Origin of the sequence: Cupriavidus basilensis OR16 (genome assembly GCF_000243095.1) — a bacterium.
GTDB classification, from domain to species: Bacteria; Pseudomonadota; Gammaproteobacteria; order Burkholderiales; family Burkholderiaceae; genus Cupriavidus; species Cupriavidus basilensis_D.
The window spans coordinates 47,489-72,509 of the sequence record NZ_AHJE01000066.1; the positions used below are offsets into that span (position 1 = coordinate 47,489).

Consider the following 25,021-nt stretch of genomic DNA (forward strand, 5'->3'; position numbering starts at 1 on the left):
GGTCGTAAGTCTCGTTTGAGTAAAAAGGCTACCAGGGCCAGTGGATGCTGGTGCCGGCTTGCGCGGTGGTGGCACGCTGATGGAGCAGGCGAGCCACCGTCAGGTCCTGCAACGCCAGGCCCGTCATATCGAAGACGGTGATATCGGTGTCGTTGCGCTGGACTTGCACCTTGCCGCCCAGCACGTCGCCGATTTCGGTGCAGGGCGTATCCGGCGCCCACTGCGTCTCTCCGATCTGGCGGGCCTGGGCCCGGTCGTCGACGAACAGCCGCGCGCGCGCCAGCAGGCCGTCGGGCAACTCCCGCTTGCCACGCGTGTCCGCGCCCACGCAATTCAGGTGCGTGCCTGGCTGCACGGCTTGCAGGTCGAACAGCGCACCGCCGCCAGGCGTAGCCGTGATCACTACATCGCTGCCCGCCACCGCCGCATTGCGCTCAGGGGCATGGGATATCTCACACCGCTCGGCAAAGGCGCGCTCGAACGCCGCGTCGGGCTGGCCCGTCACCGTAACGTATTGAACCTGCTTGAGCGAGGGCAGCAGCGCAAGGGCGAACGTCAACTGAATCCGCGCCTGCACGCCGGTGCCGAACAAGCACAGGCGCTCGCTGTCCTGGCGTGCCAGCCACCGAAGGCCCAGGGCGCCGGCGGCGCCGGTGCGCATCGTGGTGACGGCATTGCCATCGATCATGCACACTGGCCGCCCCGTTGCCGGATCGATTAGCATGATCGTGGCCTGATGCGGCTCGCCGCCCAGCTCGCGGTTGGCCGGCCAGAATCCGGCCGCCTTGAACCCCAGCAGCCCTTGCGACTGGACATCGCCGGACTTGATGCCGAACACGCCACCGGTCGCCAGCGGCTCGCGCACCAGCGGAAAGACACGACCCTCCCCCTGGCTATGCAGGGCAAAGGCCTCGCTCACGGCCTCCATCGCATCTGCCGGCCGCAACAGTGACTCGACCTGGTTCTTGTCGAGCAGGAGCAAGCGCGCTTCACTTCGCATAGCTATACACCGTAGCCCGCGACACGCCGAGATGCAGCGCCACGATTTCCATGGCGCGGCGCACATCCATGAACCCCGCCTCCTTGAGCTCGCGCAGCAACACACGCCTGTCTTCGGCCTTGAGGGACCGCGGCGTGGTAGCCAGTCGCGCGGCGAACTGGTCGATGCGGGCCCGAATGGCGTCCGCGCCAGCCGGGTCGAGCGACTCCTTCATGGCTGCACCCGCGTCCACGCTGCCGAACTGGCCCAGCACGTTCTGCAAGCTGCGGAACAGGGTCAGGTCGACGTTCATGCACAGGGCAGCCACATAGCCCCCGGTCGAATCCTTGATACCGATCGACGTGCTCTTGGCCTGCCGCCCGTCGGCGAACTGATTCGCATAATTGGCGATCACCTGCGGATACTCGGGGTCGGCGATCCGGGCAAGGCCCAGTTCGGTTGCGGGGTCTCCCACCTGACGCCCCGACAAGTTGTTATGGATGGCGAGAATGGCGTGCTTGGGGTCCAGCAGATCGTGGACAACCACTTCGCAAAAGGGCGCGAAGGTCTCGCTCAAACCTTGGGCCACCTGCTTGAGTTGCTCGAGCAGCGCTTGCTGCTCGAGCGTGCGTTCTGGCGTGCGTTTTTTCATGTAGACAGGTTATCCAAATGTAGACAATTCGTCAATATCAGGATTGATCACAGCACTGACTGGCAAAAATCCGATTCCCTTTGCCCTAGCGCAGCCAGCGCGAATACAACCGGTCACGAAGGTGATGCCAGGCAACGGACTGCTGGCCATTCCGGCACAGGTCGCACCACAATCAGCGGAGCCACTGGATCACGTTCTGTTCGCCTTGAAGCACGAAGGGGTCAATCTCCAAATCCTGGCTCAAGCGCTCCCAACAATCCCCGCGGCGCAAATGCTTGCAGCGCTGCAACAAACACCTAATGGCCAATACATTCGGATCGCGGCGTTTCTCTGGGAACACTTCAGTGGCCAGCGGCTTGAAGGTCGGCCGGAGATCACGGTCGGCTATGTGAGCGTATTCGATCCAGCTCGCTATATCACGGGCCCCTCGCGGCGCGATGCTCGGTGGCGGGTGGATTTCAACGGACTAGGCTCCCTGGCTTACTGCGCCACGGTCGAACGCACACCGGCGATCGAGGCGGGGATCGCCTCCGACATCCTGGGGCGTGCCAACGCGTTCCTGAAGAGCCTCGGACCTGCCATGCTTGACCGTGCGCTAGCCTGGGCCTATCTGCATGAAACAGAGGATTCCTATGCGATTGAGCACGAGGCCCCGAGCGAAGACAAGGCTCGTGCCTTTGTCCAACTCCTTCGCCAAGCCCATGAAGGCCAACGCCTTACCGAGGACTACCTGGCTGAATTGCAGTCGTCGACTGTGCTCAACCCGCTCGATCAAGCCGTGCAGTTCCGGGGCGAGCAGAACTGGCTCCGAGGGCCAGGGCGCGGCGCTAGTGGCGTAACATACGTGCCGCCATGGCCGGAATTGGTCGAGCCACTCATGGACGCGTGGATGGCGTTCGCCAACGACGCACCGAGCCAGACCGACCCCATCGTTGCCGCGAGCATCGCGTCGTTCGGCTTTGTCTTCATTCACCCGTTCATGGATGGTAATGGACGGCTGTCGCGATTCCTCTTTCACAAAGCCCTGTGCACGTCCGGGAAACTGGCGAAGGGACTGCTCCTGCCCGTGTCAGTCGCCATGAAGCGAAATGAGGCGGACTATCTTGTTGCGCTCCAGTCGTACTCACGCCAGGCCCGTGAGCGGGTGAGGGTTACCTGGATCGGCGAAGGCGAATACCAGTTCGAGTTCAAGACGGACGATTCGATCTTTCGCTACTGGGATGCCACGCATTGCGTCGAATTCGGTTTCCGGATGGCGGCGCAGGCACTGGACGTGGAGTTGCGCCAGGAAACGGTCTTCCTTGGGCGCTATGATCAGGTGATGCGGCGGGTGAACGAGCGAATCGACGTCCGCGGCAATGATCTGGCAACGCTGGTGGTCATCTGCCTCGACAACGATGGCGTCATCTCCAAGAAGCGGCGCAATCGTTTTCCGATCGCGTTCCGCAAGCCTCGTTCGACGTGATTGAAGCGGCTGTCCGAGAGGTACTGGATGACGCTGGCGACGAGGACACCAACAGCGAATGAAGGCACTGCATCGAGACAGGCACCAGCGCGCCGGCACCGGCGCGGCGTCCGCAATGCAGGCGCCGCGTCATGTGCTTGCCTCAGGCCGGCTCGAAGCACTCCCCCTTGAATACCCGCACCGGCGTGCCACGCTCCACCTGATGGTGCAGCATCCGCCGCTGGGCGCGTTGGGCGAGCATGCTCTGGTCCGCCTGCTGCGCCAGCTTATGCGCGATCAGCAACGTGGCAATGCGCTTGTTGGCATGCTGGCTGCGCTCGGACTGCAGCCTGACGCTAGTGCCGGTATCCACATGGATGGCACGCACGGCCGACTCGGTACGGTTCACGTGCTGCCCGCCTGGCCCGGAGGCCCGGCAGGTCTCAAAGCGGATCTCGCCCGCCAGGGCTGGTGACGGCGCAGCGCAACGCGCCACGCCGATAAACCAGTTCTTGCGCGCGTGCCTGGGCCGGTAAGGGCTCTGGCAAGTCCATTGCACCGTGCCCTCCCACCGGCGCGCCAAGTCCGGCGCCCGCTCGCCATCCAGGCTCACCAGCACCGAGCGCAGGGTGCCCGCGCGTTCGCCACCCTCCTCGTCGATGAACTCGATCTGCACGCCGCAAAGCGCCGCCTCGTGCAGCAGGCGCCGGAGCGCCCGGCTGACTGCCAGGCAGCATTCGGATGGCCCTTGCGCCGCGGAAAGTTGTAGCAGGATCATCGGCAGCACTCCCCGCTGGTCTTGTACGTGAGCACGGGGCGCAGGCGCGCCAGCGGCCTTGCCAGGCCCGCGTCGCAAAGCGCCGCCACCACGCTGCCGATCGGCTTGTAGGCTTGCGGCGCCTCCTCGTAGATCAACTGCCGGTCGCGGCAGATCACGCGGCTGTCAAAGCGCGTCCGGCTCAGTTGCTCGACGGTAAAGCGCCCCGACAAGCGGCTCTTGCACTCGCCGCGCATCCATTTGCGGCCCGCGCCGTGCGCCAGCGACAACAAGCTGCGCGCATCGGCTACCGGCTCGACCAGGTAGCTGTAATCTCCCCGCAAGCCCGGGATCACCACCGGGTCGGCATCGGCCGGCGTGGCGCCCTTGCGGTGCAGCCAGCCGGCGATGCCGTCTATCGTGGCCGCCGCCAGGAAGTTGTGGTCAACGTCGAGCGCCCGCTCGCCGCCGCCATGCAGCCGGTCCAGCATGCGGCGCGCGACCAGCTCGCGGTTGCCCTGAGCGAAACGCAGCGCCTGCGCGTGCCGGGCCAGATAGTCGGCGCCATCCTGGCTGCCGCCGCTCAAGCCATTGTCGCCGAAGCGCTCGATATGGTCTTGCAGGATTGCCTGGCCGAGCCCGCGCGAGCCGCTATGCACCAGCAGCACCAGCCGGCGGCGCTCCAGCCCGAGCGCCGCCACCGCGGCTTGGTCGAGAATCTCGTCGATCTGCTGCACTTCGGCAAAGTGATTGCCCCCGCCAATCGTGCCCAGCGCGTGCTCGTGGCCCGAAGGGAAACGATCGTAATGCGCAATGGCGTGATCTGGCAATGTTGGCGATCAGATCAGCGCGTGCGGCTGTTGTCAGACCGGGACACTTAGCTGTCATGCGAGCGTCACGCCTTCATCACGCCACCGTCACGTGGACCATGCATCGTAGCGGTCTTTCGACACCATTCTTCCCCTAAATGCGCATCGTCCCGTCCGCGACCATCATTGCCGTCATCGCCGTCACCGCTGCGGCCTGGGCTTTGCCCGCCGCGGCCCAGGCCACAGCCCCTGCCGCCTACCCCGCCACCCTCGCTGGCCACGCCATCCTGCCCGCGCAGAGCTATATCGCCGCGCCCAAGGACGCGCCGCAGGACCTGCAGGCAAGCGGCAAGTTCACCACCGGCGCACGCGTGGAAAAGATCGGCGCGGTGCAAGGCCAGTCGAACGGCCGGCCGACGGGCGTGTCCCTGCCGTTCAGGGGCCAGCCGCTGCAAGGGCACTCCGGCATCAAGCACATGGCGGACGGCAGCTTCTGGGTGCTGACCGACAACGGTGCCGGCAGCAAGGCCAACTCGCCGGACTTCATGCTCTACCTGAATCACTACAAGGTCGACTTCAAGAGCGGCAAGCTCCACCGCCTGGGCACAGTGTTCCTGCACGATCCGGACAAGAAGGTACCCTTCCGCGTCGTCCACGAAGGCACCAAGCAACGCTACCTGACCGGTTCGGACTTCGATACGGAGAGCTTCCAGTTCGCCGGCGGCGCGCTGTGGATCGGCGATGAGTTCGGGCCCTTCCTGATCAAGGCCGACCTGCAAGGCAAGGTGCTGGCCGTGTATGACACGATGGTCGACGGCAAGGTCGTCCGCTCGCCGGACCATCCCGCCGTGACCACGCCGGGCGTGCCGGGCGGCACGGTGGACTTCCAGGTCAAGCGCTCCAAGGGCTTCGAAGGCATGGCCTCGTCGCCGGACGGCGGCAAGCTCTACGCGCTGCTAGAGGGCCCCGTGTGGAACGCCGAAGCCAAGGATTTTGAACGTGTCGGCGGCAAGGAAGCCCTGCGGGTGCTGGAGTTCGACACCCAGGCCGGCAAGTGGACGGGCCGCTCCTGGACGTACCCACTGGAAGCCAATGGCAACGCCATCGGCGACTTCAACATGATCGACGCCAGCACCGGCCTCATCATCGAGCGCGACAATGGCGAAGGCACGGCCGACAAAGCCTGCCCCGAAGGCCAGAAACGCAATGACTGCTTCTCGGACATCGCCAGGTTCAAGCGCATCTACAAGATCGAGCTGAGCGAGGCCAACGCGGGCGGCCCGGTGCGCAAGATCGGCTACATCGACCTGCTCAACATCGCCGACCCTGACAAGCTGGCGCGCAAGCCGCTCAACGACGGCGTGCTCAAATTCCCGTTCTTCACCATCGAGAACGTGGACGTGGTGGACTCCACCCACATCGTGGTCGGCAACGACAATAACCTGCCCTTCTCCAGCAGCCGCGAGCCTAACAAGGCGGACGACAATGAGCTGGTGCTGCTCGAGGTCGGTGAGTTCCTGAAGGCGAAGTAATTCGCTTCAGGGCAGCGCCGGCGCACGAGCCGGCATGGATGGGTGTCCCGGGCTCACGAGGACACCCATCCTGCTTACACTTCCAGCCATTCCTTGCGAATCGCCGCATTCGCCTTCAGATCCCCAGGCGTGCCCTCGAACACGATGTGGCCATGCCCCATCACGTAGACCCGTTGGGAAATATCCAGCGCGATGGCCAGCTTCTGCTCGATCAGCAGCACCGACACGCCACGCTCCTTCAGGACCTTCAGGTAATCGCCCACCAGCGTGACGATCATCGGAGCCAGCCCTTCGGTCGGCTCGTCGATCAGCACCAGGTCGGGGTCGCCCATCAGCGTGCGGCACAGCGTGAGCATCTGCTGCTCGCCGCCGGAGAGCACACCGGCCGAGGTGTTCTCGCGCTCCTTCAGGCGCGGGAACATGTTGTACATGTCCTGCACCGTCCAGCGGGGCTTTGACTGGCGCGGATTGCGCTTCTCCCCGAGCTGCAGGTTCTGGCGCACCGTCAGGGTCGGGAAGATATCGCGATTCTCAGGTACATAGCCCACGCCCAGGTGGGCGATCTCGAAGGTGCGCCGGCCGAGGATCTCCTCGTCGCGAAAGCGCACCGAGCCCTCCGCCTTGACCATGCCCAGGATGGCCTTGGCCATGGTCGAGCGCCCCCCACCCCGTTGCGGCCCAGCAGCGCGACGATCTCGCCTTCGTCGATATGCGCGTCGACGCCGTGGAGGATATGGCTTTTGCCGTAGTAGGCGTGCAGGCCCTGCACGTCCAGCATGCGCTTGCCCATCAGTGCGCTCCCTCAGTAGCAGGTTCGTCCAGGGTCGTGCCCAGGTAGGCCTCCTTGACCTTGCGGTTGGCGCGGATGGCCTCAGGCGTGTCGGTGGCGATGACCTCGCCGTAGACCAGCACCGAGATACGGTCGGCCAGCCCGAACACCACGCTCATGTCGTGCTCCACCATCACCAGGGTCTTGCCCACGGTGACGCGGCGGATCAGTTCCACCGCATGGTCCGACTCCGAGCGGCTCATGCCGGCCGTGGGCTCGTCCAGCAGGATCACCTCGGCGCCGCCAGCGATGGTGATGCCGATTTCCAGCGCGCGCTGTTCCGCATAGGTCAGCAGGCTGGCCTGGGTGCCGCGCCGGTGTTGCAGGCCGATCAGCTCCAGCACTTCGTCCGCCCGCTCGCGCGCGTCGCGCAGCTCCGAGAGCCGATGCCAGAACGAATACTTGTAGCCCAATGACCAGAGCACCGCGCAGCGCAGGTTTTCGAACACCGACAAGCGGTGAAAGATATTGGTGATCTGGAAGCTGCGCGACAGCCCCATGCGGTTGATCACGAAAGGCTGCAGCCCGCCGATCTCCTGGCCATTGAGCTTGACCGTGCCCGAGCTGGGCGCGAAGCGCCCCGAAATCAGGTTGAAGGTGGTCGATTTACCGGCGCCGTTGGGGCCGATCAGCGCATGCCGCTCGCCCTTGGGGATGCTCAGGTTGACGCCCCGGATGATCTCGGTCTGGCCGAATTTCTTGCGTACGTCGTTCAGTTCCAGTGCGGTGCTCATGCCGCGCCTCCCGCCATTTCGGCCTGTACCTTGTCCCAGTCGTTCCGGCGTCAAAGCCGATGCGCAACAGCGACATCTCGGTCCCGTTGGCGCTATCCACCTGCACCTTGTAGACCAGTTCCACGGTGAGGATCACCGCGGCCAGCAGCACCAGCCCGGCAGCCGCGGCGCGGCCGTAGTCAGGCAGCATGCGGCGCAGCTTGCCGCGCGCGAGCAGCGGCACCTGCATCACCAGCAGGCTGGCGATGCCGCCCGGCACGAACATGACCATCAGTACGAAGAACAGGCCGAGGTAAAGCAGCCAGGCCTTGGTCAGGTCCGACAGCGCCACCGCGAACAGGATGAACACCACCGCGCCGATCACCGGGCCGAAGAACACGCCCGCGCCGCCGATGAAGGCTGCCAGCAGCACCCCGCCGGAGCGCACCGCACTGACGTTCTCGGCCGACACGATTTCGAAGTTGATGGCCGACAGCGCCCCCGAGATGCCGGCGAAGAACGCCGACAGGATCAGCACCAGGTAGCGCACGCGCTGCGTGTTGTAGCCGATGAATTCCACCCGCTCCGGGTTGTCGCGCACCGCGTTGGCAATGCGGCCAAGCGGCGTCTGGGTCCAGGCGTACATGGCCACCATCGACAGCAGGCACCACACCGCGATCAGGTAATACACCTGGCGGCCAGGGCCGTAGGTGATGCCGAACACGGGGTCGCCCACCATGCGGTTGGTGGAGATGCCGCCCTCGCCGCCGAAGAAATCCGGGAACATCAGCGAGCTGGCGAACACCATCTCCCCGATGCCCATGGTGATCATCGCAAAGGTAGTGCCGGACTTCTTGGTCGTGACGTAGCCGAACAGCACGCCGAAGAAGGCGCCGGCCAGGCCGCCAACCACCGGCAGCAGCGAGACCGGCAGCCAGACCTTGCCCGCCCCCACCATATTGAGCACATGGATGGCGATGAAGGCGCCCAGGCCGGCGTACACCGCATGGCCGAACGACAGCATGCCGGTCTGCCCGAGCAGCATGTTGTAGGACAGCGCGAAAATAATCATGATGCCCATCTGCGACATCAGCGTGATGGCGAAACCGAGGGCAACGGTCAGGCCCCAGATCGCCCAGCGCGCCAGGTTCATCGGGCGGTAGCGCATGGTGCGGCCGGTCACGACCGTCTCGCGGCGTTGTTGCATTGTCGTCTCCATGCTCATGCGATCAACCCTCCCTGGTACCCATCAAACCACGCGGGCGGAAAATCAGCATCACCACCAGCAACAAATACGGCAGTACCGGGGCAACCTGCGCCACCGTGAGCTTCCATAACGAAGACAGCGGCGTGCTGTCGGTAACCTGCAGGCCGATCGTGCCCAGCAAGCCAGCCAGCGAGGCGTCAAGCGTGACGGCAAAGGTCTGCAGCACGCCGATCAGCAGCGAGGCAATGAAGGCCCCCACTAAAGACCCCATGCCGCCCACCACCGCTACCACGAAGATGATCGACCCCACCGCCGCCGCCATCGACGGCTCGGTAATGAAGGCATTGCCGCCGATCACGCCGGCCAGCCCCGCCAGCGCGGCGCCGCCGCCAAACACCATCATGAACACGCGCGGCACATTATGTCCTAGGGCCTCGACCATCTCCGGATGCGTCAGCGCGGCCTGGATCACCAGCCCGATGCGGGTGCGGGTGAGCACCAGGTAGATCGCCACCAGCATGGCCAGCGACACCACCATCATGAAGGCGCGGTACTTGGGGAATGAGGAGGTGAAGATGGTAAACAGCGGCCCATCCAGCTCTGCAGGGATGCGGTAAGGTACAGCGGCAAGGCCCCATACCAGCTTCACGCCTTCCTCGATCAGGTAAGCCAGGCCGAAAGTAAATAGCAGCTCGGCCACGTGCCCGTACTTGTGCACGGTGCGCAGCCCGAAGCGCTCCACCAGCGCGCCGGCGCCGGCCACCAGCAGCGGCGCGAAGATCAGCGCTGGCCAGAAGCCGATCTTGCTGGCAATGGTGTAGGCAAAGTACGCGCCCAGCATGTAGAAGCTGGCGTGCGCGAAGTTCAGCACGCCCATCATGCTGAAGATCAGCGTAAGCCCGGAAGAGAGCATGAACAGCAGCAGCCCGTAGCTGACGCCGTTCAATAGGGAAATGACGAAGAATTCCACAACTTATCCTTCATTCTGACGCTCGTGGCCAGTTGGCAGCCAGCGATCGGCCGGTCGGAGAACGGGCGCGCGCGGGTGAGCGCCGCCCACCCGAAAGCGGCATGCGCCGCGCCGGGCCGACCGAAGTATGCAGGATCGGGTGGCGCGCCGGAACTGGCCGCGCCATCCACCGCGCGCGGGCTTAGCCCGGGCGCTTCATCTGGCAGGAAGTCGGCTGCGCTGCCACGTACTGGTCCATCAGCGCATCGGTCTTCCAGCCAAAGCCGGTGTTTTCCTGGTCGAACTTGACCTCCTTGCCGTCAGCCTTGGTCCAGGTGGCCACCACCAGCGATTGCTGGGCCTGGTGATCCGAGCCGCGCATCTCCACCGTGCCGTTCAGGCTTTCGGCCTTGAGGCCTTCGAGCGCCTTGGCCACCTTGACCGGATCCGTCGACTTGATGTCCGTGAACGCCTTGCCCAGCATGGCGATGCCGGTGTACGCGGCCATCACGTAGAAGTCATCGTTGTACTTCTTCTTGAAGCCTTCGATGACATCGCCGCCCTTGAAGCCCTTGTTGTTGGGGTTGTAGTAGCCGACGTACTTGACGTGCCCGGCTTCCGACGCGCCCATGGCGGTCGGCACGCCGGTGGTGCCGGCGTAGTAGGTGTAGTAGTTGGTGCTCAGGCCAGCGTCCTTGCCGGCCTTGATCAGTAGCGCGAGGTCGCTGCCCCAGTTACCGGTAATCACCGTGTCGGCCCCCGAAGCCTTGATCTTGGCCGCATAAGGAGCAAAGTCCTTGACCTGTGCCAGCGGGTGCAGGTCTTCGCCGACGATCTGGATGTCCGGACGCTTGCGCTTCAGGTATTCCTTGGCGGCGCGCGCCACCTGGTGGCCGAAGGAGTAGTTCTGGTTGATCAGGTAGACCTTCTTGACGTTGGGATCCTTGGCCAGGTAAGTGGTCAGGGCCTCCATCTTCATGTCGGAATTGGCGTCCAGGCGGAAGTGCCAGTAGTTGCACTTGCTGTTGGTCATGTCCGGGTCCACCGCCGCGTAGTTCAGGTAGACGATCTCCTTGCCCGGATTGCGCTCGTTGTGCTTGGCCACCGCGTCTTCCAGCGCCAGGCCCACGGAGGAGCCGTTGCCCTGCACGATATAGCGGATGCCCTGGTCCACCGCCTGCTTGAGGATGGTCAGGCTTTCCTGTGGCGAGAGCTTGTTGTCAAAGCCAACCACTTCAAACTTGTTCCCGCCCCCCCAGTTCTTCTGGTTGGCGATGTCGGCGACAAACTGCCAGCTCTTCAGCTGGTTCTGCCCCACCGGCGCCATCAGCCCGGACAGCGGATCGATAAAGGCGATCTTCACCGTTTCGGCAGCCGCGACCCCGGAACCCATTGCCGCGAAAATGGCCGTAGCTGCCACGAGCGGACGCAATCTGATCATGCTTGTCTCCTTCGGTTTTATTGTTGGCTGTTGTTGATCCCGATTCGCGGCGGCGCGCCCTCCCAAGACCTCGCGCGCCGCAAACCTGTCCTGCAAGCGCCGGCATCGAAGGCCGGCAGGCATTGGCGGCTCTATGGCCGCCTTGGGGTCAGGCCGCCGGCAGGCGGTAGTCCTTGAACTGCTCACGCAGCTTGAGTTTCTGCATCTTGCCAGTAGCGGTAAGCGGAATCTCGGTGACAAAGGCAACGTCGTCGGGGATCCACCATTTGGCGACCTTGCCTTCGAAGTACTTCAGCAATTCCTCGCGCGTCACCTCGGCGCCGGGCTTCTTCATCACGACCAGCAGCGGGCGCTCGTCCCACTTGGGGTGGAAGCAGGAAATGCAGGCCGCCATATGCACCGCCGGGTGGGCGGCCGCCACGTTCTCGATATCGATCGAGGAGATCCACTCGCCGCCGGACTTGATCACGTCCTTGCTGCGGTCGGTGATCTGCATGTAGCCGTCGGGGTCGATGGTGGCCACGTCGCCCGTGGGGAACCAGCCATCCACCAGCGGCGACGCGTCGTTGCGGTAGTAGTGCTCGATCACCCAGGGGCCCCGCACGTGCAGGTCGCCGAACGCCTTGCCGTCCCAGGGCAGTTCGTTGCCATCACCGTCAACGATCTTCATGTCCACGCCGTAGATCACGCGGCCCTGCTTTTCCTGGATCTTCTGCTGTTCGTCTTCCGGCAGGTCGTTGTGACGCGCCAGCAGCTTGCAGGAAGTGCCCAGCGGGGACATCTCCGTCATGCCCCAGGCATGGATGGTCTCCACGCCCAGCGCCTTGAGCGTGCGGATCATGGCGGGCGGCGCCGCCGAGCCACCGATCACAGTGCGATGGAAGGTGGAGAACTTGAGGTTATTGGCCTGCACATACTGCAGCAGGCCCAGCCATACCGTGGGCACGCCGGCCGAGAAGGTCACCTTCTCCTGCTCGAACAACTCGTAGACCGAAGCGCCGTGCAGCACGGTGGAGCGATGCGAATACAGCGCACCCTTGGGGTTGCCGGTGGTGCCCGAGGTGTAGCACAGGCTGGAAGCCGTGTTCTCGTCGAACTGCGGCCACGCATAGTCGCCGTCCTGCCCATCGATCAGGTCTTCGTAGCACAGCAGCGGTACCTTGGGTTCCGCCGGCATGCGCGAGCGATCGCTCATCATCACCCAGCCCTTGACCCCGGGGCAATGCGCCGCCACGCCTTCCACCAGCGGCAGGAAGGTGGCATCGAAGAACACGTACTGGTCTTCGGCGTGGTTGATGATGTAGGCGACCTGCTCGGGGAACAGGCGCGGGTTGACGGTATGGCATACCGCTCCCGAGCCCGATACGCCGTAATAGATCTCCAGGTGACGATAGCCATTCCAGGCCAGCGTGCCGACACGTTCGCCCGCACGCACACCCAGCGCGGCGATGGCCTGGGCCAGCTTGCGCGAGCGTAGTTCGCAATCGCGGTAGGTGTAACGGTGCAGATCGCCTTCGGTCCGTCGCGAGACGATTTCCGTGCCGCCATAGTGGCGTGCGGCGTGCTTGATGATGGAGGAAATGAGCAGGGGTTCGCTCATCATTTGACCCATCAATGCCATGGAATAGTCTCCTGTAATTTTCGAAATCCGTCAAAAAAACGAACAACCGTTCTATTTTTGGGCCGATTGTTGCCATCCATTGATGAAACGTCAACGGGAATCCGTTGTGCAACGCCATATCCCGGAGGCCGGGTAGCGGCGTCCCGGCCCCATGGCGGTGCACCGGGGGCGGGATTCAAGGAATATCCGGAAACATTGTGGTGACAACGACTGTCAGAGATGCGATTGACGGCGTGGAAGTACAATAACGCCTGCCATGTTGCACCTCAACATGTCGTTTTCCCTAGCCTGCAAGCGCACTTGCGCGAAATCCGGCAGGCAGGCGCTGCACCGCCCAGCCACCCATAGTGATGCCCCAGTGAACTCTCCCGAGCCAATCGACGCCCCCCAAGCCTTGACAGACGCCGAGCACACCGCTCCATTGCATGCTGCCGAGCCGCGGCCACCGTTCACGGCCGTGCCTGGCTTTGCGGAGTTGGGCCCGCGCTTCTTTACACGGCTCGCGCCGACGCCGCTACCCTCCCCCAGGCTGGTTAGCGTGTCGGCCTCTGCAGCCGGGTTGCTGGGCTGGGATGCGGATGCCGCAACGCAGCGTAGCTTCATCGAAACTTTTGCAGGAAATCACCTGCCCGAGTGGGCCGATCCCCTCGCCAGCGTGTACTCGGGCCATCAGTTCGGGGTCTGGGCGGGCCAGTTGGGCGACGGCCGGGCGATTCGCCTGGCCGAGGCGCGCACCGCCTCCGGCCCCTGGGAAATCCAGCTCAAGGGCGCCGGCATGACGCCCTACTCGCGCATGGCCGATGGCCGCGCCGTGCTGCGCTCATCGATCCGCGAATACCTCTGCTCCGAGGCGATGCAAGCGCTGGGCGTGCCGACCACGCGCGCCATGTGCATCATCGGGTCCGATGCCCCGGTACGCCGCGAGACCATCGAGACTGCCTCGGTGGTAACGCGCCTGGCGCCGTCCTTTATCCGCTTCGGGCATTTCGAGCATTTCGCCGCCCGCGAGGACATTGGCGCGCTGCGCCAACTGGCGGATTTCGTGATCGACCGCTTCATGCCCGAGTGCCGCGAGGACAAGGAACCCTACCAGGCGCTGCTGCGTGAAGTGTCCCTGCGATTCGCAAGGCCGCTACGCCTACAGCCAGCAGCCGCAGGTTGCATTCTGGAACCTGCACTGCCTCGCGCAGGCGCTGATGCCGCTGTGGCGCGAGGGCAATGGCAAGGCCGATGCCGATGCCAGTGCCGACACCAGCAAAGCAGCCACCGACGCCGCGGTGCAAGCCGCGCGCGCCGCTCTGGATCCGTTCCGCGAACGTTATGCCGCGGCCTTCTTCCAGCAATACCGGGACAAGCTTGGCCTGCGCCCGACCGGCGGCCCCGATGCCGACGACGAACCGCTGCTGACCGACCTGTTCCAGCTGCTGCACGCCCAGCGCGTGGACTACACCTTGTTTTGGCGCAACCTCGCCCGCATCTCCTCTGCCGATGGCAGCCAGGATGCCCCGGTGCGCGACCTGTTCCTGGACCGTGCGGCGTGGGATGCCTGGGCCGAAGCCTATCGCGCCCGCCTGCGTGCCGAGAACTCCGTCGACGCCGCGCGCGCCGTGGCCATGTTGGCGGTCAACCCGAAGTACGTGCTGCGCAACCACCTGGCCGAAACCGCCATCCAGCGCGCGCGCGAGAACGACTTCAGCGAGGTGGACCGCCTGCTGGCCGTACTGTCGCGCCCGTTCGACGAGCAGCCGGAGGCCGAGGGCTATGCCGCGCTGCCGCCGGACTGGGCATCCGGGCTGGAAGTGAGCTGCTCGTCATGAAGGCGCGGCGGCACCGTAAGGTTTGACAGGCAAGCAACGACCAACTGGCCTTGGGTGACGAAAAACGGGCTGCGCCACAAGCGGTGCGCCTGCCAAGGCTCCCGGCCAACGAGAAAGGAAAGCCGACTATGACCACGCACAAGACCGAAGCCGAGTGGCGCGAGCAACTCTCCGACATCGAGTACCGTGTTGCCCGCGAAGCCGCCACCGAGCGGCCCTTCACCGGGCGCTACTGGGACCACTGGGAGCGCGGCACCTACCGTTGTGTCGGCTGCGGCACACCGCTGTTCGAAGCCAGCACCAAGTTCGACGCCGGTTGCGGCTGGCCGAGCTACTTCCGCCCGATCAACGGCGAGGTGATCGACGAGCACACCGACCACACGCACGGCATGGTCCGGGTGGAGGTTCGCTGCAAGGAATGCGGCAGCCACCTTGGCCACGTTTTCGAAGATGGCCCCGCGCCCACCGGTTTGCGCTACTGCATCAACTCGGCTGCGCTAAAATTCGACCAGCGCGACCCCGCCGAACTCAACGCGGGTGACGCCGCGCCGACATCGCCCGACACGCCGCGCTAAGCCAGAACCGCCCGCGCGGCGGTTCGCCGCCAACCCAGCCTTCGACCTCGCGTCGCTCAAATCTGTCCGCATGAAATTCCTGTTCGACCTGTTCCCGGTCATCCTGTTCTTCGTCGCCTTCAAGTTCGCTGGCATCTACGCCGCCACCGGAGTGGCGATCGCCGCCACCGTGGCGCAGATCGGCTGGGTCTGGCTGCGCCACCGCAAGGTCGAGCCAATGCAGTGGGTCAGCCTGGCCATCATCTCGGTGTTCGGCGGCGCCACGCTGCTGCTGCACAACGAGACCTTCATCAAGTGGAAGCCCACCGTGCTGTACTGGCTCTTTGCCGCCACGCTGACGCTGTCGGCACTGATCTGGCGCAAGAACCTGATCCGCGCCATGCTGGGCAAGCAGGTGACCATGCCGGAAGCCGCCTGGGGCAAGCTCAACGCTGCCTGGGCCGCTTTCTTCGCCGTGATGGGCGTGGTCAACCTCTATGTGGCCTACCAGTTCTCCACCGACGCCTGGGTCAATTTCAAGCTGTTCGGCAGCATGGGCCTGATGCTGGTGTTCATCCTGGCGCAAAGCGTCTGGCTGTCCCGCCACATGCAGGAAAACACCCCCGAGTAAGCGCACCGGCGGGCCCCGCCCGCCGCGCCTGCCTCGATTGATCCCCCGGCCCCGCCCGGGCCCACCAGGATACGCATTCACCGATGGCCGCAGAACCCGCACAAATCGAAGCCCTGCTGCGCGCAGCCCTTTCGCCCTCCAGCATCGAAGTACGCGACGACAGCGCGCTGCACGCCGGCCACGCCGGCGCCGCCTCCGGCGGCGGGCATTACCACGTCACCATCGTCAGCGCGCAATTTGCCGGCAGCACCCGGGTAGCGCGCCATCGCATGGTGTATGATGCGCTGCGCGATCTATTCCCCACGCAAATCCACGCGCTGGCGGTGACCGCGCTGACTGACCAAGAACTTGAATCCCGCGAAACCTCTCGCGATTCCTCGAGCAACTCTCAGATCTGATTCCATGAAGACCACAGTCCTCTCGTTCAGCCTGGCGGCTGTGCTTGCCGCTGGCAGCTTGCCCGCCCTCGCCCAGAACGCCGCCGTCGTGAATGGCAAGGCGATCCCCTCGGCCAAGCTGGACAAGCTCGTAGCCGGCACCGGACAGCCCCCCAGCGCAGAACTGCGCGACCGTGCCCGCACCATGCTGATCGACCGTGAGCTGCTGCTGCAGGAAGCCAACAAGCGCGGCCTGACCCAGCGCGACGACCTGCAGGAACAGCTGGAACAGGCCAAGCTGAACGTGCTGGCCGGTGCGGTGTTCGAAGACTACGTCAAGACCCACGGCGCCAGCGACGACGAGCTGCGCAAGCAATACGACAAGATCAAGTCCCAGTTCGGCAGCGGCAAGGAATACCACGCCCGCCACATCCTGGTCGAGAAGGAAGCTGACGCGCGCGCCATCATCGCCAAGATCAAGGCCGGCGCCAAGTTCGAAGACATGGCCAAGGCCTCGTCCAAGGACCCGGGTTCCGCGGCCAACGGCGGCGACCTCGACTGGGCCAACAGCAGCAGCTACGTGCCGGAGTTCTCGGCCGCCATGACCGCGCTGAAGAAGGGCCAGATGACCGAAACCCCGGTCAAGACCCAGTTCGGCTGGCACATCATCCAGCTCGACGACACCCGCGACGCCAAGGTCCCGACGTTCGAGGAAGTCAAGCCGCAACTGGTGCAGATGCTGATGGGCGACCAGAACTGGCAGCGCGAGCAGTTCCAGGCGATGATGAAGTCGCTCAAGGACAAGGCAAAGATCCAGTAAGCGGAATGACGCTTGCTGTGAAAAGCAGAACCGGCGCCGATGGCGCCGGTTTTCTTTTGTGGCGCCCGCGCCAGCGGTCTCGCACGCCCAGTGTTGACCGGTAGCGCCGCACGTTCAGGCGGCGCAGAGTTCCAGCAACTGTTCGTCCCGGAAGCCCCACTGTGCCGGGTCCTCGAACCCCACGATCGTATCCTCCGCTTCGCTCAGGTCCAACGTCTCGGGGCCAAGTTGAGCGGCTTCGCTCAATGAGTAAAACACCTTTACCCGCGGGCGCAGCGGCTCGTTATCGTTCTGCGCGAACACCACCGCCAGCCTTCCGGAGCGCAGGCGCAACACCGTTCCCAGCGGATAGATGCCGATCGACCTGGTGAAAGCCTGGAACACGGTGCGGTCGAACAAGGTATCGACACGCACCGCCATGTATTCCAGCGCCCGAGCCGGCGTCCAGGCCTGGTGGCCGGGGCGGTTGGAGGTCAGCGAGTCATAGGTATCGCACACCGCGGCGATCTTGGCGTGCACGCTGACCTCGTTGCCGTGCAAGCCGAAGGGATAGCCGCGGCCGTCGATGCGCTCATGATGATGCATGCACACATCGAGCGGGATATTGCTGTACAGCCTGGCCTCGTTCAGGATGCGATAGCCGACGGAAGGATGGCGCTGCACCATGGCGATCTCCGCCGCGGTCATGTCGCCCTGCTTGTGCAGCACCTGCGCGGGGACGGAGATCTTGCCGATATCGTGCACCAGGCCTGCCAGCCCGAGTTGCTGCACCGCAGCATGGTCCAGCTCGAGCGTGCGCCCGAGCGCGATCATCAGCGCGCAGACCGCGAAGGAATGCAGATAGGTGTAGTCGTCCCTGACCTTGAGCCGCGCCAGCGCAATCAGCGCCTGCGAATGGCGCGTCAGGGAGTTCGATATGGAATCGACCAGCATCAGGGCGCCCTCCACCTCCAGCGCGCGCCCCATGCGGGCGTCGGTGAACATCGACCCGACCACCGCCTTGCCGTTCTTCATCATATCCCGGGCCAGCCCGAACTCCACTTCCAGCGGCACCGCGGATTGCGGCACGGCGCCGGCAGGCTCATCGGCCACCGGCTTGACCGTCAGCGAACCCGTCGCGGCCAGCTGCTGCGGCGGCGGGATGCCCTTGCCTTTCAGCAGGTCGATCCAGACCTCTTCCACCTTGGATGCGATCATCTGGTCGATCTGCTCCCGGCTGTTCACGAGGAACCGCGAGCGCCAGAAGGGATGCTCAAGCCATGGCCCGCCCACCCTGGCCACAAACATCCCGACTTGTAGCTGTTGGGTCTTTATCCTTTTCAGCATGCCTGTTCCCCAGTGTCCAGATTGCATAAGGCGTGGCCGCTTAACGGCAAGGGGACGAGATACTTTAGGACTGGCGGGAAATCCCTTAGCCCGGCCCGGACAGGCACCCCCCTCATGCGGCACGGGCGTGCCATGGGCGTTCTATCAAGACGGCGGGAATCACGTTGGACTGACGTTCGCGCGAGCGCCGGGCGCACTGCATGCACGGGCGGAGACTGGCGAGTAGCCCTTCAACCCTTACCCCGCCCCTTGCCGGCAGCGGCTTTCCCAGGCGGCCGCCCGGCGGCAGGTTTCGGCGCGGCCTCGGTATCGCCGGCCTGGGCGGACTTCATGAAGCTGCTTTCGCTGGTCATCACGCCCACGATCCGCGCCAGCTGGCGGCTGAGGCTGATGTAGGCGTGGCCCATGCGGGCATCGAAGTACAGCGAATCGCCGCGCGCCAGATGCACCCGCTCGCCGCCATCGAAATGCACCTCGAGCTCGCCGGAGAGCACATACACGAACTCCTCCCCGGGGTGGCGCGCGAAATCCTCGGGCCCCGCGATACGGCGGGCGTGCACGGTGCTGACCACCGGGATCATCTGCTTTCCCACCGCCTCGGTACCGAGGAATTCATAGGAAAACGCCACACCCCGGTAGGTCACACCCTCGCCTGCCCGCGTCACGACCGGCCCCTGGAATGGCGCCGGTTTCGCCCCGGCGCCCGCGAACATCGAGCCCATGTCCATTCGCAGTGCCTTGCCCAGCGCGGCAAAGTTCTCATAGCCCAATGCCAGCTGCCCGCGCTCCGCGCGCGAGATGGTGGTGATCGAGACGCCCGACAGTTCGGCCAGATGCGCCAGCGTCCAGCCGAACGCCTTGCGCGCACTGCGCAGACGCTTGCCAAAGGTCTCGCGGTCGAGCGTGCGCGACTCGTCGCTATCGTCGCTGCCGCGCTCCGGGGCGATGTGTGTTTTCAAGCCTGCGTCCTTTTTTCCGTTGGAACGGATGCTATCAGACGGTGTGGCCGGCTACATCCCATGCCGCTCACTTTAGTGCAAAATTTGCGTATTCGCAATTTGCATATTCGCAAATTCTTGAATACACTCACTCGCATTCCAAAGCACCAGCGCCCCACGAGCGCGCTCAGCCCCACCACCATCATGCGCACAACTCACGCTGCTTCGCCGATATCAGCCGACTACCTCATCATCGGGGGCGGCATTGCCGGTGCGTCCGTCGCGCACTGGCTCGCGCCGCATGGGCGCGTCATCGTGCTCGAGCGCGAAGCCCAGCCTGGCTACCACTCGACCGGCCGCTCGGCGGCACTCTTCATGGAGAGCTATGGCACCCAGCAGGTGCGCGCGCTGACCATGGCAAGCCGTGCTTTCCTGCAGGATCCGCCGCCTGGCTTTGCCTCGCATCCGCTGCTCACGCCGCGCGGCGCGCTCATGATCGCCGGCCCCGGACAACTACCGCTGCTTGACGCGCACTGGGAGATGCTGCGCGCCATGGACCCCGATGCGCGCCGCCTGAGCGGGCGCAAGCGCGCGAGCGCGTGCCGGCGCTGCGCCGGACAGTGCTGGGCGCCGTGTACGAGCCCAACGCCGCGGACATGGATGTGCATGCCATCCACCAAGGCTATCTGCGCGGCATGCGCCAGGCCGGTGGCAAGCTGGTGTGCGATGCCGAAGCCAGCGCGATCACGCGCGTGCAGGACCACTGGCGCGTGGAGGCTGGCGGGGCGGTCTACGAAGCGCCCGTGCTGCTCAACGCCGCCGGCGCCTGGGTCGACGCCGTTGCACGGCTGGCCGGCGTGCAGCCGCTGGGAATCGAGCCCCGCCGCCGCTCCGCATTCATCTTCGCGCCGCCCGCGGACATGGACACCGACCGCTGGCCGATGGTCTTCGGCGCGGACGAGGACTGGTACTTCAAGCCCGATGCCGGCATGTTGCTGGGCTCGCCGGCCAATGCCGATCCGGTTGAGCCGCAGGACATCCAGCCCGAGGAAATGGATATCGCGCTCGCCATCCACCGCATCGAGGAAGCCACGTCGCTCGCCATCCGCCGCCCCATCCGCACCTGGGCCGGGCTGCGTTCCTTCGTCGCCGACGGCGACCTGGTCGGCGGTTTTGACGACGCGGTACCCGGCTTCTTCTGGGTCGCGGGCCAGGGCGGCTATGGCATCCAGACTTCGGCCGCCATGGGCGAAACCTGCGCCGCGCTTGCGCGCGGCCTGCCGGTGCCCGCGCACCCGGCATCGTTCGGCCTGAGCGCCGAGATGCTGGGGCCTGCGCGGCTGCGCCGCCTGGCTGGCTCGAGCTGAATCACGTTTGCCCCCCGACCGACCATCGCCAAGCACCAAGCACCAAGCACCAATCGCCAACCGCCAACCGCCAACCGCCGATCGCCAAACGCCGATCGACAAATTGACCAGGAGATAACCACCGTGCGTGTCTTCAGTGCCTCCCTTGCCACCGAAACCAACACCTTCGGACCGATGCCGACCGGCCTCGCTTCCTTCAGGGACCGCGGCTACTACCCGGCCGGCCAGCATCCCGAGCAGATGACGTTCTTCTCCGGCCCGCTGTGGGCCGCCCGGCTGCGCGGCAAGGAGCTCGGCTGGCAGCTATCCGAAGGCATGGTGGCGGGCGCGCAGCCTAGCGGCACGACCACGCGCCATGCCTACGAAACCCTGCGCGAGGAGCTGCTGGCCGACCTGCGCGCGGCGCTGCCCGTGGACATGGTGCTGCTAGGCCTGCATGGTGCGATGGTGGCCGATGGCTACGACGATTGCGAAGGCGACTTGCTGCAACGCGTGCGCGCCATCGTCGGGCCGGAGGTGGTGGTCGGCGCGGAGCTCGATCCGCACAGCCACCTGACGCCGGAAATGGTGGCGCACGCCGACGTGCTGATCGCCTTCAAGGAATACCCGCACACCGACGTGCTGGAGCGCGCCCTGGAACTGGCCGACCTGTGCGCGGCCAAGGCGCAAGGCAAGATCCGCCCCGTGGCCGCCGTGGTCGACTGCGAGATGATCGTTACCGTTCATACCTCGCGCGAGCCGGCGCGCGGCTTCGTGGACCGCATCCAGTCGCTGGAAGGCCGGGACGGCGTGCTATCGGTCTCCATTGCGCACGGCTTCTCGTGGGGAGACGTGCCCGGCATGGGCACCAAGGTGCTGGTCTATACCGATGGCAACCAGGCCCAGGCCGATGGGCTGGCCCGCCAGCTGGCCGACGAGCTGATCGGCATGCGCGAGGCGCTCACGGTGCGCTATCCGGACATCGACACCGCGCTCGACGAGGCCCTGGCGTTCGATGGCGGCCCGGTGGTGCTGGCAGACGGCGCGGACAATCCCGGGGGCGGCGCGGCGAGCGACTCCACCTTTATCCTGCGCCGCATGATCGAGCGCGGCATCGCCAACGCCGCCGTCGGCCCGCTGTGGGACCCGATCGCGGTGCGCATCGCCTTTGATGCGGGGGTCGGCGCGCGCCTGGCGATGCGCATCGGCGGCAAGATCAGCCCGCTCTCGGGTGATCCGCTGGACCTGGACTGCACGATCAAGGCGTTGCTGCCCGACATGGTGATGACCGGCCTGTCGAACACGCCGGTGCAAATGGGCGATTGCGCGCTGGTGGAAGCCAACGGCATCGACATCGTGCTGATCACGCTGCGCAACCAGGCGATGGGCACCGATCTGTTCACGCAACTGGGCTGCGAGCTCGCGCGCAAGAAGATCATCGTGGTCAAGTCCTCGCAGCATTTTTACGCGTCATTCTCGAAGGTGGCCAAGCACGTGATCTACGCGGGCGCCCCCGGCGCCGTGACGCTCGATCTCACGACCCTGCCCTACCGCAAGGTGCGCCGGCCCAAGTGGCCGCTCGACGCGGCGGCGACCTGAGCGCCGCGCGCCGGTTCGCAACGACAACAACAATAACAACGATAACAACGATAACAACGACAATGGAGACCTGCCGATGAAACTGAATCCCGCCCTGCGCGCCGCCCTCGCGGCGAGCGCGCTCGCCCTGGCCAGCGCCAGCCTGCCCGTGCTGGCGCAGACCAAGACGCTCAAGGTCGTGGCCCATGCCGACCTGAAGATCCTCGACCCGACCTTCACCACCGCCTACATCACGCGCAACTTCGGCTACATGGTCTACGACACGCTGTTCGCGCAGGATGCGAGCGGCAAGCCGCAACCGCAGATGGTGGACAAGTACAGCAGTTCCAAGGACGGCAAGCAGTGGAGCTTCACCCTGCGACCCGGCCTCAAGTTCTCGGATGGCAGCGCGGTCACCGCGGCCGACGCCGTCGCATCGCTGCAGCGCTGGGGCGCACGCGACAGCCTGGGCCGCGCCATGGGCGACGCCGGCGCCGAATGGAAGGCGCTCGACGCACGCAGTGTCACGCTCACGCTCAAGGAGCCCTTTGGCATGGTGCTCGACGCGCTGGCCAAGCCATCGGGCTTTCCGCCGGTGATCCTGCCGGAGCGCCTGGCCCGGATGCCCGCCACCGCGCCGCTGCCCGAGGTGATGGGCTCAGGCCCCTTCGTCTTCAAGCGCGACGAATGGGTACCGGGCAACAAGGCGGTCTTCGTGCGCAACCCGAACTACGTGGCGCGCAGCGAGCCGGCGAGCGGGCTAGCCGGCAGCAAGAAGAGCCAGTTCGAGCGCGTCGAATGGCTCTACCTGCCGGACGCCAACAGTGCCATCGCAGCGCTCAAGCGCGGCGAGGTCGACCTGGTGGAGCAGGTGCCACCGGACTACATCGCCCCGCTGCGTGCCGACACCAACGTCAAGATCGGCTCGGGCGGCGCCTACCAGGGCGTGCTGGTGATGAACCAGCTGCATCCGCCCTTCAATAACCCGAAGGTACGCCAGGCCTTCCTGCAGGCAGTGAGCCAGGACCGCTTCACCGCGGCCATGGGGTATCCGCTCGACATGCGCATGAACTACTGCGCCACCTATTTCATCTGCGGCGGCGCCAACGATACGGCAGCCGGTGCCGAACCCTACCGCAAGGCCGACCTGGCCCGCGCCAAGCAGTTGCTGGGCGCGGCCGGCTACAAGGGCGAGAAGGTGGTGCTGCTGGTGCCGACCGACGTGCCCCATCTCAACGCCGAGGCGCTGATGGCGGCGCAGACCATGCGCAGCATGGGCATGAACGTGGACATGCAGAACATGGACTGGGCCTCCATCGGCGCGCGCCGTGCCAAGCGCGATGCGCCCGAGGCCGGCGGCTGGAACATGTACGTGACGGTGGCGGGCGAGTTCGATTCGAATTCGCCGATCACCAACGCCTACCTCAGCGCCGCCTGCGGCAACAGCCTGCCCGGCTGGCCCTGCGACAAGCCGCTCGATGCGCTGCGCACCGCCTGGATCCGCGAGACCGTGCCGGCCAAGCGCAAGGAACTGCTCGACGCCTTCCAGAAGCGCGCCTATGAGGCCGTGCCCTATGTGAATGCCGGCCAGTACTCGGCGGCCTTCGCGGCGCGCGCCAGCCTCAAGGGCGTCGACAAGCTGTGGGCCGGCATGCCTACGGTCTGGATGCTCGACAAGTAGAAACGAAGAACGAACGAAAGAACGAAAACGAAAAAACGACCCACCGAGGAGACACGACGATGGGCTACCTGCTCCGACGCCTGGCCGCGACGCTACCCGTGATGGCGGTGGTAGCCATCGTGGTGTTCCTGCTGATCCACTTGTCGCCGGGCGACCCGGCTGCGCTGATTGCGGGCGACCTCGCCACGGTCGACGACATCGCAAAACTGCGCGGCGCACTGGGCCTGGACCTGCCGCTGTGGCGGCAGTTCGTGCTGTGGCTCGGCCGGCTCGCGACCGGCGACCTCGGCACCTCGATCTTCACCCAGGTACCGGTGGCCCGCTTGCTGGCGCAGCGGCTGGAACCCACGGCCTCCATCGCCGCGCTGACCATGCTGCTGACCTTGCTGGTCGCCGTACCGCTGGGCACGCTTGCGGCCTACCGCGCCGGTAGCTGGATCGACCGGCTGGTGATGCTGTTCGCGGTGCTGGCGTTTTCGCTGCCGGTGTTCCTGGTGGGCTACCTGCTGGTCTATGCCTTCGCCATCCAGCTGCCCTGGTTTCCGGTGCAGGGTTATGCGCGCTTCGCTGATGGTGCAGGCGAATGGCTGCGCAGCCTGGTCCTGCCCTGCGTCAACCTGGCGCTGGTCTATATCGCGCTGGTGACGCGCATGACGCGCGCCACCGTGCTTGAGGTGCTGCACGAGGACTACATCCGCACCGCGCGCGCCAGGGCCTGGGCGTGCTGCCGGTGCTGGGCCACGCGCTGCGCAACGCGGCAATCCCGATCGCCACCACCATCGGCATGGGCATCGCGCTGCTGATCGGCGGCGTGGTCGTCACCGAGAGCGTGTTCGCCATCCCGGGCGTTGGCCGCCTGGTGGTCGACTCGGTGCAGCGCCACGATTACCCGGTAATCCAGAGCGTGCTGCTGATCTCGGCCGGTGTCTACGTGTTGATCAACCTGATGATCGACCTGAGCTACCGCCTGTTCGATCCGCGCATCAAGTACTGACATCCGGTACCAATCCCATCCTTGCC

General features: G+C 65.3%; 19 protein-coding genes and 4 pseudogenes. 11 read left to right on the forward strand and 12 right to left on the reverse strand.

Going from position 1 to position 25,021, the window contains the following annotated elements; all coding sequences use genetic code 11:
- Positions 1-28: 28 nt before the first annotated feature.
- Both OR16_RS24075 and OR16_RS24080 read right to left on the reverse strand, forming a co-directional pair.
- Positions 29-1,000, reverse strand: a complete 972-nt coding sequence (locus tag OR16_RS24075; RefSeq protein WP_006160683.1) for an ornithine cyclodeaminase family protein — start codon at positions 998-1,000, stop codon at positions 29-31.
- Complete coding sequence (locus OR16_RS24080) at positions 990-1,631, reverse strand: helix-turn-helix transcriptional regulator (protein ID WP_006160684.1); 642 nt, start codon at positions 1,629-1,631, stop codon at positions 990-992. The genes OR16_RS24075 and OR16_RS24080 overlap by 11 nt, the downstream gene beginning before the upstream one ends.
- 43 nt (positions 1,632-1,674) lie before the next feature.
- On the opposite strand from OR16_RS24080, the gene OR16_RS24085 reads away from it, so the two are divergent.
- On the forward strand, positions 1,675-3,096 hold the full coding sequence (locus OR16_RS24085) for a Fic family protein (RefSeq protein WP_202801100.1): 1,422 nt from the start codon (positions 1,675-1,677) through the stop codon (positions 3,094-3,096).
- Positions 3,097-3,238: 142 nt separating this feature from the next.
- On the opposite strand, the gene prfH is transcribed toward OR16_RS24085, so the two are convergent.
- Positions 3,239-3,853, reverse strand: a complete 615-nt coding sequence (prfH, locus tag OR16_RS24090; protein WP_006160686.1) for a peptide chain release factor H — start codon at positions 3,851-3,853, stop codon at positions 3,239-3,241.
- Positions 3,850-4,662, reverse strand: coding sequence for an RNA ligase RtcB family protein (locus OR16_RS24095; protein WP_006160687.1), 813 nt, complete (start codon positions 4,660-4,662; stop codon positions 3,850-3,852). The genes prfH and OR16_RS24095 overlap by 4 nt, the downstream gene beginning before the upstream one ends.
- A gap of 137 nt (positions 4,663-4,799) precedes the next feature.
- Here OR16_RS24095 and OR16_RS24100 point away from each other — a divergent pair, with 137 nt between their 5' ends.
- Positions 4,800-6,173: an esterase-like activity of phytase family protein gene (locus tag OR16_RS24100; protein WP_006160688.1), complete on the forward strand. Its 1,374-nt coding sequence runs from the start codon at positions 4,800-4,802 to the stop codon at positions 6,171-6,173.
- Positions 6,174-6,247: 74 nt separating this feature from the next.
- Here the strand turns inward: OR16_RS24100 and OR16_RS24105 are convergent.
- From OR16_RS24105 to OR16_RS24130, 6 genes and pseudogenes are all read right to left on the reverse strand, one after another.
- Positions 6,248-6,963: pseudogene (locus OR16_RS24105) on the reverse strand (ABC transporter ATP-binding protein).
- The gene (locus OR16_RS24110; protein ID WP_237717194.1) at positions 6,963-7,724 is read right to left on the reverse strand and encodes an ABC transporter ATP-binding protein; all 762 of its coding nucleotides are present in this window, start codon (positions 7,722-7,724) and stop codon (positions 6,963-6,965) included. The pseudogene OR16_RS24105 and the gene OR16_RS24110 overlap by 1 nt, the downstream one beginning before the upstream one ends.
- Complete coding sequence (locus OR16_RS24115; RefSeq protein WP_237717192.1) at positions 7,609-8,934, reverse strand: branched-chain amino acid ABC transporter permease; 1,326 nt, start codon at positions 8,932-8,934, stop codon at positions 7,609-7,611. Before OR16_RS24115 ends, OR16_RS24110 begins: the two co-directional genes overlap by 116 nt.
- Before the next feature lie 10 nt (positions 8,935-8,944).
- Complete coding sequence (locus OR16_RS24120; protein ID WP_006160692.1) at positions 8,945-9,892, reverse strand: branched-chain amino acid ABC transporter permease; 948 nt, start codon at positions 9,890-9,892, stop codon at positions 8,945-8,947.
- 181 nt (positions 9,893-10,073) lie between these two features.
- Positions 10,074-11,312: a branched-chain amino acid ABC transporter substrate-binding protein gene (locus OR16_RS24125; protein ID WP_006160693.1), complete on the reverse strand. Its 1,239-nt coding sequence runs from the start codon at positions 11,310-11,312 to the stop codon at positions 10,074-10,076.
- A gap of 148 nt (positions 11,313-11,460) precedes the next feature.
- A complete protein-coding gene (locus OR16_RS24130) occupies positions 11,461-12,933 on the reverse strand; it encodes a fatty-acid--CoA ligase (RefSeq protein WP_006160695.1) in 1,473 nt (490 codons plus the stop codon).
- A gap of 394 nt (positions 12,934-13,327) precedes the next feature.
- Between OR16_RS24130 and OR16_RS24135 the strand changes: the two are divergent.
- From OR16_RS24135 to OR16_RS24155, 5 genes and pseudogenes are all read left to right on the forward strand, one after another.
- A pseudogene (locus OR16_RS24135) lies at positions 13,328-14,750 on the forward strand (protein adenylyltransferase SelO).
- A gap of 128 nt (positions 14,751-14,878) precedes the next feature.
- Positions 14,879-15,325, forward strand: coding sequence for a peptide-methionine (R)-S-oxide reductase MsrB (msrB, locus tag OR16_RS24140; RefSeq protein WP_006160696.1), 447 nt, complete (start codon positions 14,879-14,881; stop codon positions 15,323-15,325).
- 70 nt (positions 15,326-15,395) lie between these two features.
- Entirely contained in the window at positions 15,396-15,935 is a 540-nt protein-coding gene (locus OR16_RS24145) for a septation protein A (protein WP_006160698.1), read from the forward strand.
- Positions 15,936-16,018: 83 nt separating this feature from the next.
- The gene (locus OR16_RS24150; RefSeq protein WP_006160700.1) at positions 16,019-16,333 is read left to right on the forward strand and encodes a BolA family protein; all 315 of its coding nucleotides are present in this window, start codon (positions 16,019-16,021) and stop codon (positions 16,331-16,333) included.
- A 4-nt stretch (positions 16,334-16,337) separates the two neighbouring features.
- Positions 16,338-17,132, forward strand: a complete 795-nt coding sequence (locus tag OR16_RS24155; protein WP_006160702.1) for a peptidylprolyl isomerase — start codon at positions 16,338-16,340, stop codon at positions 17,130-17,132.
- A gap of 114 nt (positions 17,133-17,246) precedes the next feature.
- Here OR16_RS24155 and OR16_RS24160 read toward each other — a convergent pair whose 3' ends face one another.
- Together OR16_RS24160 and OR16_RS24165 are read right to left on the reverse strand one after the other, a co-directional pair.
- Entirely contained in the window at positions 17,247-18,458 is a 1,212-nt protein-coding gene (locus OR16_RS24160; protein WP_043420853.1) for an HD-GYP domain-containing protein, read from the reverse strand.
- A 230-nt stretch (positions 18,459-18,688) separates the two neighbouring features.
- The gene (locus tag OR16_RS24165; RefSeq protein WP_006160704.1) at positions 18,689-19,417 is read right to left on the reverse strand and encodes a helix-turn-helix domain-containing protein; all 729 of its coding nucleotides are present in this window, start codon (positions 19,415-19,417) and stop codon (positions 18,689-18,691) included.
- A 183-nt stretch (positions 19,418-19,600) separates the two neighbouring features.
- On the opposite strand from OR16_RS24165, the pseudogene OR16_RS24170 reads away from it, so the two are divergent.
- The 4 genes and pseudogenes from OR16_RS24170 to OR16_RS24185 all read left to right on the forward strand — a co-directional run bounded on the left by OR16_RS24170 (position 19,601) and on the right by OR16_RS24185 (position 24,995).
- Positions 19,601-20,763, forward strand: a pseudogene (locus OR16_RS24170) (NAD(P)/FAD-dependent oxidoreductase).
- A gap of 123 nt (positions 20,764-20,886) precedes the next feature.
- Positions 20,887-22,341, forward strand: coding sequence for a M81 family metallopeptidase (locus tag OR16_RS24175; protein ID WP_006160706.1), 1,455 nt, complete (start codon positions 20,887-20,889; stop codon positions 22,339-22,341).
- A 76-nt stretch (positions 22,342-22,417) separates the two neighbouring features.
- Positions 22,418-24,001, forward strand: a complete 1,584-nt coding sequence (locus OR16_RS24180) for an ABC transporter substrate-binding protein (protein ID WP_006160707.1) — start codon at positions 22,418-22,420, stop codon at positions 23,999-24,001.
- A 59-nt stretch (positions 24,002-24,060) separates the two neighbouring features.
- A pseudogene (locus OR16_RS24185) lies at positions 24,061-24,995 on the forward strand (ABC transporter permease).
- The last annotated feature ends 26 nt before the right edge of the window (positions 24,996-25,021 follow it).